The organism is Flavobacterium granuli (genome assembly GCF_031456055.1).
GTDB classification, from domain to species: domain Bacteria; phylum Bacteroidota; class Bacteroidia; order Flavobacteriales; family Flavobacteriaceae; genus Flavobacterium; species Flavobacterium granuli_A.
In genome coordinates this window covers 332829-346669 of record NZ_JAVDTX010000005.1, presented here as the reverse complement: position 1 = coordinate 346669, position 13841 = coordinate 332829, and the positions used below count along the sequence as shown (strand labels likewise).

Genomic DNA, 13841 nt, shown 5'->3' with positions numbered 1-13841 from the left:
AACCCAATAACTATAATGATTGGGTTTGGCTTTTATTTTTATACTTCCACTATTTTTCTCTCCCCAATTTGTTGTCTCCACATCGCATAATACAAGCCTTTTTCATTCAATAAATCTTGATGCTTTCCTTGTTCGATTATTGCACCTTGCTCCAATACATAGATTCTATCAGCATGCATAATAGTGGATAAACGATGCGCAATCAATACCGTAATCTGATCTTGCTTAGAAGAGATGCTTCGAATGGTTTGCGTAATCTCTTCTTCGGTGATGGAGTCTAGAGCCGAAGTCGCTTCATCGAACAACAATAATCTAGGGTTTCTTAATAATGCCCTTGCAATTGATAAACGCTGTTTTTCCCCACCAGATACTTTAATACCGCCTTCACCGATAGTCGTGTTCAAGCCTTTTTCGGCGCGTGACAATAAATTTTGACAGGCCGATTTTTGCAAGACATCATTTATTTCTTCATCGGTTGCATTGGGTTTTACAAACAGTAAATTGTCTTTTATCGTTCCAGAGAACAATTGTGCATCTTGGGTTACAAATCCCAATTGCTGACGCAACTCGGTTAAGTCAATATCTTTAGAATTTTTTTCATTGTAAAAAATATTACCCTCATCTGGAGTGTACAGACCAACTAACATTTTTACCAAAGTCGTTTTACCACTTCCCGAAGGCCCGACAAAAGCTATTGTTTCTCCAGCTTTCGCTTCAAAAGAAATGTCTTTGACAGCATAAGAAGTAGCTGTTTGGTGCTTGAATGAAATGTTTGAAAATCTCAAATTATTAATGAACCCAATTGTTTTTGGAAACAAAGGTCTTTCTTCACTTTTGGCATTCATCAGAGTACCAAAATTATCCATCGAAGCTTTGGTTTCATTATAAGTAGCTATGACATTTCCAAGCTCCTGCAACGGATTAAATAAAAAGAAGGAGAAAAACATTAACGTAATCAAATCTCCTGGTTTGATGATTCCTTGAAAAATAAACATGTATAATGCAAAAACCAAACCGGTTCTCATGAAATGTACCGTAGTCCCCTGAATAAAACTCAACGAACGGATAAAACGAACTTTCTTTAATTCTAATCCTAGGATTTTTATAGTTGTAGTGTTCAGACGATTTACTTCCTGTTCTGTCAAACCTAAACTTTTCACTAATTCAATATTGCGCAACGATTCGGTGGTTGCACCTGCCAAAGCAGTTGTTTCGCCTAGAATTTCTTTGGACACTTTTTTGATTCTTGTCCCCAAAAAAGAACTGATAAAAGCAATAACTGGAACGGTTGCCAAAAAAATAGGTCCCAACAACCAATGGATATTAATTGCATACCCCATCACAAATACAATCCCGATAAGCGTTTGAAAAACTAGCGAAATGGCCAAAGTGATGAATTTTTCACAATCTATTTTTACTTTCTGAAGCTTCCCTAGAGTTTCTCCGCTTCGTTGGTCTTCAAAATCCTGAAATGGTAATTCAAGTGCTTTTTGAATACCATCGGTATACATTTTTGCACCTGTGCGTTGAATGATAATATTGGTAAAATAATCCTGGAAATTTTTTGCAATTCTTGACATCATAGCGGCTCCAAGTGATAAAGCTAACCAACCCAAAACTGCTTTGGTGAAATTTGCATAATTATGATTGAAACTGGCCACTCCAACACCACATTGATTCAATAATTTACCAATAATAATGGAGTCACATAGGGAAAAACATTGATTGATTGCTGCCAAAAAGAGCGCTAAAAATAATAAAGGCTTGTGGTTTTTTATGTAGGTATATAATATTTTCATATTTCTTTCTAAAATTGAAATGCAAAATTACAACTATTGGATTCAAAAAATTAAAATAGACTGCAATAATAACACACAAAAAACCTTAACTCCATTTGTCTAAATAATTATGAATCCCTCTAAGCATTTTTATTCCCAAAGTTAAAGTAAATATAAAAAATAAATATTTATTGATTATCAATAAATATTTATCTATATTTGATTATTATTTATTAAATACTAAGAGTTATGAAAACAAAAACAGAAAGTATCTTGACAACAATGAATGTCTTAACTTGGATTGTATTCATTGGATTGCTAATTAAAACGGGAGCCCTTATTGTTTCCTATTCTATTAGCATTATCAATCCTGAAGTAACCAAAAACCTGTATATGGGATTAAACTTGCACTCACTCAGAAAGTTGGATTTTTTGAACTATTCCGTCACAGCATTTCTAATAATTGCTTTATTGGGGCTCAAAGCTTATACCTCATATTTGGTAATCCAAATTTTATCAAAAATGAATCTGGAACATCCTTTCACCATGAATGTAGCTTTATTAATAGAAAAAGTCAGCCATGTGATATTTATAATTTGGGCTGTATCCATGCTTGCCAATGTCAATCATCAATGGTTACTTCAAAATGGTTTACCTACATCCGAAAATTGGATTTCTGGAGAGTTTATCTTTCTCGCTGGAGTAATATTCATCATAGCGCAGATTTTCAAAAAAGGAATCGAAATACAATCTGAAATCGACTTAACTATCTAAATTATGCCTATAATAGTAAATCTTGACGTTATGATGGCAAAAAGGAAAATGTCATTAAACGAACTTTCAGAGAAGGTAGATTTGACTTTGTCTAATCTTTCTATTCTAAAGACCGGAAAAGCCAAAGCAATACGCTTTAGCACCCTTGAAGCAATCTGCAAAGCTCTTGACTGCAAACCTGGAGATTTGTTGGAGTATATGGAGTAAGTGTTTGGTCGCTTTATTTTTTACTGCATCCAAATAGAATAAGCTATAATAGCAAGCCAACTTAATTGTTGGCTTTTTTGTTTCCAAAATATCATAATAACACAACAAATCCCCGTTATTATATAACAAACTCTTTAGCCAAAATTGTCAATTTTACATCAAAGAAATTAGCTATGCAAAAGACAGTCCTTATTCTAATGCTACTTATGATTTTCTGTTCGTGCAAAGACCAGAATCAGGGGGTTATGAAGTCTAAAAAAACAATTGTTAGAAAACAACCCAAAAGCATTTCGTTTCATTTCGAAAACGCTAAACAATGGCTTGCAGAGACCACAGACAGCAGACAACTTCGAATCGTTCTTGCCGTTAATAGAACTGACAAAACCAATATTGCCAAAATGGATTCCATTATTATCCCTGAGGATTTGACTGGTGATTTAGAGTTTTATCTTCCATTTCCATTAGAAGTTCCTTCTTTAGAAGCCATCGATAAGATTATCTTTTTTTCATACCCTACGCAAACTTTTGCCGCTTATGAAAATGGTCAATTAATTTATACTGGCCCAACTAATATGGGGCGGAAAAAAGATCCCACACCCATCGGACTTTTTTACACCAACTGGAAAGCCGAAAAAACAACAAGCACATTCAACGATGAGTGGGATTTGCGTTGGAATTTTAATATTGCCAATAAATTAGGGGTTGGCTGGCATCAGTATGAATTGCCCGGCTATCCTGCTTCACATTCCTGTTTGCGTCTTCAGGAAAAAGATGCCAAATACCTTTACACTTGGGCTGACCAATGGATATTAAAGGATGATGAAAATGTACTTGTAAAAGGAACTCCTGTGATTGTTTTTGGCAAATATGATTTTGATGCGCCAAAACCCTGGCTGCAATTAATCCAAAATCCTAAAGTATTGAATATTTCAATAGCCGAAATAGAAAGCACAACGAAACCGTACTTAAACGGCATTTTATCGGAACAGAAAAAAAGGGAAAAACTGCCTTGAAAAAGTCACACCCAATATTGTCATTCCGAGGAACGAGGAATCTTCACAAGAAGCTCCGTATTCTATAGACTTAGTTTGTCGATATAGCAACGGAGATCCCTCGTTTCTCGGGATGACAAGTTTATGGATTATTGGAGTTTAAAATAAAAAAATGCACTTGGTATAGAATCATTCACAACTCACAATTCAAATCCCATCAATAACCTCTTTAGTTATTTTCAAACTCTTCTGTTTATCCTGATGATTAAAGATTGGAGCAGTAATCATCAATTCATCCACGCGGGAATAGTTGATGAATTCTTTTAATTCTTTGATCAATGTCTGCTTACTTCCAATAAATGAACCAGCCGTCATTTGGTTTACGTGAAAACGGGCTTCTTCGCTCATACCATTCATAAGATCAGACAAAGAATCCACAGGCGGCTGCAACGGTTTTCTAGTATTTTGAACTAAATTCTGAAACATTTGATACAAACTCGTCGATAAAACTTCGGCCTCATTATCTGTATCGGCGGCAATTACATTCACGCAAGCCATTGTTTTCGGCTTATCCAAATATACCGAAGGCTTAAAATTTTCTCTATAATACTCAAAAGCTTGAATCATTTGCCTAGGTGCAAAATGACCTGCAAAAGCATACGGCAATCCATAAGCCGCTGCCAACGAAGCGCTGTCCATACTCGAACCCAAAATCCAAATAGGAACATTTGTACCTTCCGCCGGAAAAGCACGAACTTTTGACGTAGCATTGGCTTCCGAAAAATAGTCCTGCAACGCTTTTACATTCTGCGGAAACCGTTGCGATTCGGCAATAAAATCAGGTCGAATCGCTTGTGCCGTCTGCGAATCGGTTCCGGGAGCTCTTCCCAAACCAAGGTCGATTCTCTCAGGATATAAAATTCCCAATGTTCCAAACTGCTCGGCAATAATCAACGGCGAATGATTGGGCAACATTATTCCACCCGATCCTACCCGAATATTCTGCGTCTGACTCGCAATAAAACCAATCAAAACAACCGTTGCAGTACTCGCCACGTGTGCCATATTATGGTGTTCTGCTAACCAGAAACGTTTATAGCCCAAACCATCGGCAAGTTGTGCCAGTTCTTTCGTTTTTTGCATCGTTTCGCTGGCATCGCTGTTTTGCGTAATTATCGCTAATTCTAATAAGGAAATCGGAATTTTCATATTTATCATAAGTTTGCACAAATTTAATCATTACCGCTTAGGAATCTATGCCGAAATGATACTATTAAAATGAGTTCTTCTGGAATTATTTTGGAGCAGAAGTATTTGCCATTTCATCAATAGTTTTCCCGCTATCCGCTTCAATCTTGTGAACCGAACCCCGGTTCACAAGGATTTTTGCTTCTATCGGGGCTAGGCGACATATTTAGTTTTTCAGGAGAAATTATGTCGACTTAAGATTAGTAAGATTTTGTTTCTTAAATTAAATATATATATTTACTATAATAATTCAAAAACCAACTAATTAGATACGATGTGCTGCATTGTTGGCACAAATAAATAAGATGAAGGCTATTTTGACAAAGTAAGTAACTAACAAAAAGGACAACCAAAAACATGAAAAATTTTCTTTTTACACTATTAGCAACTGGATTTTTAATCCAAACCGGATTCGCTCAAAACTTTGACAAAGCCAAATTGGACGAATATTTCAATGTGCTTGAAACGAATAACAAGTTTATGGGAAGTGCGGCAATTTCTCAAAATGGAAAAATCATTTATACAAAGCAAATTGGATTTTCCGATATCGAAAATAAAGTAAAACCTAATGACAATACTAAATACAGAATTGGCTCAATTTCAAAAACCTTTACTACTGTTTTGGTTTTTAAAGCGATCGAAGCTAATAAACTAAAATTGACCGACAAGCTAAATCAATATTTCCCCGAAGTTCCAAATGCCAATGAAATAACCATCAGCAATTTGCTCAACCATCGAAGCGGAATCCACAATTTTACGGATGATGTAGAGTATTCAAAATGGGATACAAAAAAGACATCTGAAAAGGAATTATTAGCCACAATCATAAAGGGTGGAAGCGATTTTAAACCTGATGCCAAAGCTTCATATAGCAATTCCAATTATGTGCTTTTAACATGGATACTGCAAAAGATTTATAAAAAGGATTACGCCCTTTTATTGAATGAACAAATTGTCCAACCATTACATTTAAAGAATACTTATTTCGGAAAACCTACCAATATAAAAGACAATGAAAGTTTTTCCTATTCACTCCAAAACGGCAATTGGGTAAAACATACCGAAACCGATATGTCAATTCCCTTGGGAGCTGGTGCAATCGTTTCCACGCCAAGCGACTTAACACTATTTTCAGAAGCATTATTTAATGGAAAATTAGTTTCAGACCAAAATCTTGAACTAATAAAAATATTAAAAGACGGCTTCGGAATGGGGTTATTTCAAGTTCCCTTTAATGAAAAAAAAGGCTATGGACATACTGGAGGAATAGATGATTTTACTTCAGCTTTTGCTCATTTTGACGAACAAAATGTAACAATTGCACTTACAAGTAATGGCTCGGTTTTCAATAATAACAATATCTCAATTACTTTAGCAAGTGCAGTATATAATCAGCCATATGAGATGCCATCATTTAAAACGATATCGGTTACCACTGAGGAATTGGACAAATACTTAGGAGTTTATGCAAGCAAAGACATCCCTATAAAAATTACATTCACTAAAAACAATAATACCTTGATAGCACAAGCTACAGGACAACCTTCCACTGAACTCGTTGCAACTGATAAAGACAAGTTTTCTTTCGAACTAGCAGGCGCTATTATGGAATTTAATCCCGCAGAAAAAATAATGAATTTAAAACAAGGAGGACAACAATTCGTATTCACAAAAGAATAAAACAGCGGCCAACATTTGTGTTGTGCCACCTGCTGTCTATAAAATCCTTTTGAGCTGAAATTCCAGCCCAAAAGGATTTTTTGCTTCTATCGAGGCAAGGCTACATATTTAGCTTTTTATCGTAAATAACTGATATTACATCTATTACTGTATTATGTTGTTTAAAAAAATACATACATTTACTAGTAAAATGATACAAAGTTTTCAATACTGTGACACAAATACCAAGTTGTATCCCATTAGAAAACTCAGAAATTGGTATAATTTTTTTTGACAATAGTAACCAAAACTGATTTACTTATGTGCAAAATTACTTTAATAGCTACTGTTCATAAAGAATATGGAATTTGCAACTCGAAGGAGTTGCACAAACTTATTGAACCAATTGCAGCTGATGTGATTTTCGAGGAACTTTCTCCCACTGGATTTGCTGAAATTTATGGAGGAATCAATTCAGATACTTTAGAAACAAATACAATCAAGTCCTATATACAAGAACATCCAATTTCTCATTTCCCAGTAGATTTGGAGAAAACTGAACTAATTGACAAACATCTTAAGAATAATATCCTCGAAATGTTTGAAATATTTAGACAAAGTTACGAATACAATATATTGTTAGCTCAACACAATATTTTATCGCAGCTAGTTGGTTTTCCATATCTAAATAGCAACCAATACAGCGAATTATCTGAGCGGAGAATTTCTTTGGAGAAAATTATATTAAAAAATATAAATCACGAGAAGTGGTTCTTAACGTACAAACGATGGAGGGATATTATTGAACTGCGCGAAAACGAAATGGTTAAGAATATTTATAACTATTGTGATAGAAATAAATATACTAAAGCAGTATTTCTTATTGGAGCTGAACATAAAAAGCCAATAATGGATAAAATACTAAAATTCGAAACGCAAAATAGAAAAAAACTAAATTGGAATTTCAATTATTTCGTTTAATCCTAACCAACGCGAGCATCCCACTCTAGTAAAGATATACTCCTAAAAAAAACACAACTTTTAATTATTTAAATAGAGTTTCATAACTTTAACTTGATCTTTTTAAAACAATAAAAGTTATGGAACCAAAATTTATATGGGCAAATTTAGCCTCAAGTAATCTAGAAAGAACAACCCAATTTTATACTGCATTAGGCTTTGAACCGAATGGAAAAATGGATGAAGGAACCAGTTTTTTCTTTGGGCAAAACAAATTTGTTATCAATTTTTTCATTGAACAGCGATTAAAACAAGATGCAAACGGTAATATTGGTATTCCTAAAGAGAACGAAATAATATTTTCCCTTTCTGCCAACAGTAAAGAAGAAGTAAATGATTGGGTTGAAAAAGTTAAATCAGTAGGTGGAACAATCTTCGCAGAACCTCAAGATTATGAAAAAGGTTATACTTTTGGCTTTGCTGATCCAGATGGTCACAAATTCAATATTTTGTATTGGCCAGGAATGTAAAACCATCTACTAAAATAAAAAAAAAACACTAGCTATGAACGATACAAGCCATCACGATGAGAGAATCGCTAAAATGACATTCGCTTCGGTATATCCTCATTATATCGTAAAAGTTGAGAAAAAAGGCAGAACAAAAGAAGAACTACATCAAGTAATTGAGTGGCTAACGGGTTATGACGAAAAGAAACTACAAGAACTCATTGCAGAAAAAGTCACTTTTGAAGCCTTCTTTCATAATGCTTCCATAAACGCTAATGCACACCTAATTACGGGTGTAATTTGTGGCTACCGAATAGAAGAAATCGAAAACAAGTTGACGCAACAGGTGCGATATTTGGACAAATTGGTAGATGAATTGGCGAAAGGACGCAAAATGGAGAAGATTTTGAGAGTTGCTTAGGGTGACTTCACAGATTTGTAGTAGGGTAGTAGCGGTTTCAAAGTACATTGATCATAGTATGTGCAATGCCTTCCATTGAATTAACCAATGTTACTTCTAAATCAAAAATATTAATCCTTCGAACTTTATTTCAGGAACAATTATAGTATATCAAAAGGATTTTGATTGCGAACTTTTATTGGTTCCTCAGCATGTTTGGTAAAATCAGTAGAGTTGCTAGAGCTAGTAGTAACCCATTTTAAATACTCCCCTAAAAAAATTATAAAGTCAGAAGCTAAATTATATTGCAACGCAAAAAATTCAATAACTAAATCATAAAGGGTTGCAAAAAAATCAATTAAGAAGTTTAATGTTGTTTTCATAATAGTATAGTTATATTTTATTCCTTTTGTTTTAAATTCTCTGAAAAACAAATGGTTATTGGTTTTTTAGTTTGGTTATGCCTTCAAAAGGCTGTTATAAAATTAGTCAAACTTTATTAAAATATCGATAAAATGCAATTTTTTTATTCTAATATAGGAAAAAACATATTTTAAAAACAAGAAAGAACTTGATAATTTCTGCTTAAAAACTAACTTAAACGCCTGATAACTCGAATGTCCTACCAACAGGATACTTTGAAGAAAAAGATTTCTGCATATCAATTATTTTTCAGTGGAATTTGCTAAAATTATATTTATAGCAATACTTCGTACAATTTTACTTAAATTATGTAAGAATAGTTATATGTTAAAATTGTGTTATTTTATGAAATGAAAAACAGATGTAAGAAATATTTGTCTAAATTGAGTTCTTATTAACCAAATAACATCAAATTTTATGTCAAAATTGATTACAACTATTCCCGCTCCAGCAGTGCTGACTGCTTTTACAACTGCTGTTAATTCAGCATTAACTCCTTTGAATCCTTTCAAAATTAATTTGACCGATGAGGAAAAAAAAGGAACACGTTCCATGGCGGAAGGCAGAGAAGGGTATGCCCGTTTGATTTCCAGAATTGCAAACCAATTTCCTAATTCATTGAGCCGTGCCGATGTTCCCGCAGAACTTGCCAATCTTTTGGATTATTACAACAGTTTGGAGGCAAATAGAATGGCACTGTTGCAAGCAATGGAAACTATCGAAGAAATTCAGTTGGCCGGTGCTACCGATATCATGACGCTAGTAGATCGATATGCTTCCAACCTGCAAGTGTCTAGAGGGAACGAAGGTTCTCTTGACCTTGCTATGGGAGAAGTGGACCAATGGAATAAGCGTTATGCCAATAAAAAGGAAGAGCCTAAAGTTCCTGCAACTCCAGAAGAGGTAAATTAAGTACAAAACTTGATTCTAATTTTAAAAGCCAAGCTACCTAAAAAATAGCTTGGTTTTTTTTATGGAATGCTGCGCCATAATAATATAAAGGCGCGCCTATCGATTTGGTAGGCGTTGCCTTTGTTTTTGATAGGCGAGCCTTCAATTTTAGTAGGCGCGCCTTTGATTTTCGTAGGCGTCGCATACAATTTTAATAGGCGCGCCTATTAAAATTGTATGCGACGCCTTCGTTTTTGATAGGCGCGCCTCTTAATTGTTTAGGCGCGCCATAATATTGAGTAGGCACGCCTATGATTTTGGTAGGCGCGCCTATGGTTTAGGTAGGCACGCCTATACTTTTAGTAGGTACGCATATGATTTATGTAGGCGTGCCTATGGTTTAGGTAGGCTCGCCTATACTTTTGGTAGGCGTGCTTATAGTTTTTGTAGGCGAGCGTATGATTTAGGTAGGAGTTGTAATATTTGTAATTGAGTGCTAGTTAGGCTCCGTCAATGTATAGAAAGAAGTAATCCCTTTTAACATATCCGTTTCAATGATTTGTCTGGATTACTATTGAAATGCCTATTGTTGGAATTTTTTAGCATCCCAATTATCCACAAACTTGTCATCCAGACAGAGGAAGGATCTCCGCAAGTAACTCCACATTCAAAGTAAAAAAATGAATTACTTTGTCGAATAGCATTGTGGAGATCCTTCCTCCGTCAGGATGACAATATTGGGTGTGGTGTGATATGTATTGTTTACTTAGCGTGCGTGACGAAGTCGGGAGACTTTGCAGAGCTGGTGTTATCTGCTGCTCTATTGTTTCTTGTCAATATTTTTTCCATTCAAGATCCTTGAACCCACTTTCTTTTGCCCATTTTCGCCACACTGCTTCAAGAATTTCATTATCTCTTAGCCCTTTTGGATACTTGTAAGTTTGAAATTTGTCATTTTTATCTCGTTCGTGTGTTTCGAATATGTGAAGAGTGATATATTGATTTTTTGCACTTCTGCTAAGTGGTAGGCACAATGAACTATTAGTTTGAAGTGCTTTTGTTATATTTATATTATTTGATATACAAAACTGTCTTACTTTGTCTATTTCAGGGCTACCAAAATAAAATTGACTATTTGTACTTTTGTTTGAATATTCTAAATAACCATCTGTAAAAATATAAATATGATTATCGTAGTTGACAAATGTCGTATCTACCCCATTAGTGAAATTTGTGTTTTGCTTAATAATTGGTTCGTTTTCGATTTTTTCAATCAAAACACTTATTAAATCCAAACCTGAATTTCTTGTATTAGCATAAATATTGTTTATTTTCTGTTCGAAAACTTCAATTTGCTGATCTAGCCCGTTATTCTTGTATTTGCCCGTTGAATTTATAAATTGTTGTTTTGCACCTAATGTTTTGATTTTGTCTATATCAATAGAAGCGGAAACTTTTTCTGAAAATACAGAAAATGAAATACTAGATTTATCACCGATTTTTTTACCTGGCTTTACACATTCGTTCTTAAAAAATTGAATTATCGTATGAATTGCATCTATGTCTTTCGGTAGCTTGTTGTCTATACGACTTGACATGTCTGAAAGTATAATTATATTTTGGTATGTTAAATGTTTATTTTGTAGGTCAGAACCACAATTACACTTAGTGAATAAGATTATTATTAAGGAAAAGATTAATATTTTTTTCATCTCAGCGATTATATTATTTGTTTGTAATAACGGTTTCAATTTCACCTACTCTATTTGCCACTTCATCTGATGAATAATACTCGGGAAGATACTCAATAAACCCTGATTTATATGCTGAAGTAACACTATCTAAAATTACATTAGTAAAGATTTTGCCACTTATTATTTTTGCCTTAAAATCATCGAATATAGCTGTAATCTGTCGCTGCAATTCGGAATATCTATTTTCTATTTGATTTTGACTGTTATTGATTTCTGTTTCCAGATTAAGAATCTTTTTGTTGTTTTCACTAATTGAATCATCCTTTTCTTTAACCTTGTTCGTAAGAGATTCTTTTTCTGCATTAAGGTCAAGCATTTCTTCGTCTAAAAATTGGATTTTTCTGTTTTTTTCTCCATCAACAATATTCCTATGCGAATTTTTATATGCATTTGTTATATAATCAATTGCAAAATGTGTAATAATCAATGGCATCATTCCAAATACAAACATCAACCAAAATTCACCATGCCCGACAACTTCCCAAATTTTGAGTTGAGGTTCTTTACCTTTTAATAAAGAATTTATTTCGTCTGTGTTGAATGCAACCATAGCTGCAACCACAATGTCGAATACTAATAAACCAACCCAAAACAATAGGTTATTTACCTTTTTTTTCTCGCTACCAAATAATTTTATATTCGATAATAGGACTGGAAAAAGAAAGAAAATTGAAGCTATAATTCCGAACAATGCCCCTTGTTGATTAAATATTTTAAGGATAGCATTAGCATCAACAAGTTGTGGTAATCCGGGATTTATTCCTGCTTCTAAAGAGTTGCGGATTATGTTGCCTTCAAAAAACATTTTATACATTGCTGAAGCAAAAAATAGTGATAGATAAAAAGCAAATACAATTAATAAGATCGTTACGAGAACTGTACCGAGAGACCAAAACTTCTTTACAACGAATGACTGTTCTAATGCTCTTCTTTCAAGTTTGTTTTTTTCAATTTCTTTATTGATTTGCAATAATCCTTTTTCGCTTGTGTTTTGATTACCTGATTCTATAATAGACTTCCCTTGTTTTAGTTCTGATATTTTATCCTCAATCTGTCGTTTTTCTAATTCATTATTTCTTTTTTCAATGTTTCTTTTTTCTTGTTTCTCTGTTTCTAAATTTGTTTTTGTGCTTTCAAAAGCAATCGAGATATTAGAAGTCAAAACATTTTTCATACTGCCTAAGCCCTCATCTGTAGCATAAGTTCTAATTTTTTCTTTTATGCGGTTATATTCCGTTCGGAAAATGTCAATATTGCCTCCGCTAATTTTTGAAGTTTCATATCCATTCTCTTTGTATTTTCCTGTGTCAATTTGTGCTGCCGAATAAACAAGACTGTGAAGCTGTTGAGAAAAAGAGTCAATGAGATTTATTGGTTGCACTTGTTGAATTTTAGCTTCAGCTATTTTGATTGTTTCATTTACGCCTATGTTATTGTCAATGTTATATTTTAGGCGTTCAAATTCTGATAAGAACTGAGAATATATTGCAATGTCGTCTGAAATTTGAATATTTTCAACGTTGTTGTTACTAGCATTTAAGGAATAATTATATGACCCGTTAATTGAAATTTTGTTGTCAATAAGGCAAAATTTATGGTGCATTATTCCTCGTGTGTCACCTGTGTCAAAAGCGTGAACACTAATGTCAGCTCCTTTTAGCATTAACTTTACAGTTTCGTTTTGAGCATTTGAAGAAAGAATGATATCAATAGTTAAATTTCTGTTTTTTGCATCAATAATTGCCATTGCAATATCTCTGTCTGTAAACCAAGCCATTGCTACATAAATACATTGTTTTGCGATGCTGATTTCAGAAATAATTCTTTGTTTTATTTCTGTTCCGTTAGTGATAAGGTCGCTCATATTAAATTTATTTGATTTTTTCTGTTAGTTATCCGCATTCAGTTATGGCAATATTTTTTTGCTTATTTTTTTATTGGTAATCAAATGATTACCTTTTTTTTTAGCGGCGTAAATGTAATGATTAAACAATTATAATATCAGTTAAAGGTAATAATAATCGATAAAATACATTTATTTTAAATAAATATAAGAATTTAATTATGTTTTTAAAATAATGTAAAATAGAGTTAATTTTTTCTGAAAACTAAACATCCTCTAGTCCCGATGGAAGGGAAAATCCTTTTTAATCTCGTTTTTTGAGATTAAAAAGATTGGAATGACAGTGGGAGTGAAGTTGATAAAAGCACAAAACCCTCTGCTCCTAAAAACAAAAAACTGCAAG

13 protein-coding genes are annotated in these 13841 nt (G+C 33.6%); 8 read left to right on the top strand and 5 right to left on the bottom strand.

Going from position 1 to position 13841, the window contains the following annotated elements:
• Positions 1–38: 38 nt before the first annotated feature.
• A complete protein-coding gene (locus tag J2W95_RS12440; RefSeq protein ID WP_310007433.1) occupies positions 39–1799 on the bottom strand; it encodes an ABC transporter ATP-binding protein in 1761 nt (586 codons plus the stop codon).
• Positions 1800–2027: 228 nt separating this feature from the next.
• Between J2W95_RS12440 and J2W95_RS12435 the strand changes: the two genes are divergently transcribed.
• From J2W95_RS12435 to J2W95_RS12425, 3 genes are all read left to right on the top strand, one after another.
• Positions 2028–2552, top strand: a complete 525-nt coding sequence (locus J2W95_RS12435; RefSeq protein WP_310007432.1) for a DUF2975 domain-containing protein — start codon at positions 2028–2030, stop codon at positions 2550–2552.
• Between the two features lie 3 nt (positions 2553–2555).
• Positions 2556–2759: a helix-turn-helix domain-containing protein gene (locus J2W95_RS12430; protein WP_310007430.1), complete on the top strand. Its 204-nt coding sequence runs from the start codon at positions 2556–2558 to the stop codon at positions 2757–2759.
• Between the two features lie 173 nt (positions 2760–2932).
• Positions 2933–3772 (top strand): L,D-transpeptidase, encoded by an 840-nt coding sequence (locus J2W95_RS12425; protein WP_409025128.1) that lies wholly within the window; start codon positions 2933–2935, stop codon positions 3770–3772.
• A gap of 186 nt (positions 3773–3958) precedes the next feature.
• Here the strand turns inward: J2W95_RS12425 and J2W95_RS12420 are convergent, their stop codons facing one another.
• On the bottom strand, positions 3959–4969 hold the full coding sequence (locus J2W95_RS12420) for an LLM class flavin-dependent oxidoreductase (RefSeq protein WP_409025127.1): 1011 nt from the start codon (positions 4967–4969) through the stop codon (positions 3959–3961).
• A 387-nt stretch (positions 4970–5356) separates the two neighbouring features.
• Here J2W95_RS12420 and J2W95_RS12415 point away from each other — a divergent pair, with 387 nt between their 5' ends.
• The 4 genes from J2W95_RS12415 (at position 5357) to J2W95_RS12400 (ending at position 8548) form a co-directional block, all read left to right on the top strand.
• Positions 5357–6679 (top strand): serine hydrolase domain-containing protein, encoded by a 1323-nt coding sequence (locus J2W95_RS12415; RefSeq protein WP_310007427.1) that lies wholly within the window; start codon positions 5357–5359, stop codon positions 6677–6679.
• Positions 6680–6979: 300 nt separating this feature from the next.
• Complete coding sequence (locus tag J2W95_RS12410) at positions 6980–7639, top strand: hypothetical protein (protein ID WP_310007425.1); 660 nt, start codon at positions 6980–6982, stop codon at positions 7637–7639.
• Between the two features lie 119 nt (positions 7640–7758).
• A complete protein-coding gene (locus J2W95_RS12405; protein ID WP_310007423.1) occupies positions 7759–8148 on the top strand; it encodes a VOC family protein in 390 nt (129 codons plus the stop codon).
• A 34-nt stretch (positions 8149–8182) separates the two neighbouring features.
• Positions 8183–8548 (top strand): DUF2200 domain-containing protein, encoded by a 366-nt coding sequence (locus J2W95_RS12400; protein WP_310007421.1) that lies wholly within the window; start codon positions 8183–8185, stop codon positions 8546–8548.
• Between the two features lie 140 nt (positions 8549–8688).
• On the opposite strand, the gene J2W95_RS12395 is transcribed toward J2W95_RS12400, so the two are convergent.
• Positions 8689–8910, bottom strand: coding sequence for a hypothetical protein (locus J2W95_RS12395; protein WP_310007420.1), 222 nt, complete (start codon positions 8908–8910; stop codon positions 8689–8691).
• A 457-nt stretch (positions 8911–9367) separates the two neighbouring features.
• Between J2W95_RS12395 and J2W95_RS12390 the strand changes: the two genes are divergently transcribed.
• Entirely contained in the window at positions 9368–9862 is a 495-nt protein-coding gene (locus J2W95_RS12390; protein WP_310007419.1) for a hypothetical protein, read from the top strand.
• Positions 9863–10674: 812 nt separating this feature from the next.
• Here J2W95_RS12390 and J2W95_RS12385 read toward each other — a convergent pair.
• Complete coding sequence (locus J2W95_RS12385) at positions 10675–11553, bottom strand: hypothetical protein (RefSeq protein WP_310007418.1); 879 nt, start codon at positions 11551–11553, stop codon at positions 10675–10677.
• Positions 11554–11566: 13 nt separating this feature from the next.
• Entirely contained in the window at positions 11567–13459 is a 1893-nt protein-coding gene (locus J2W95_RS12380; protein ID WP_310007417.1) for a phospholipase D-like domain-containing protein, read from the bottom strand.
• Positions 13460–13841: the final 382 nt, after the last annotated feature.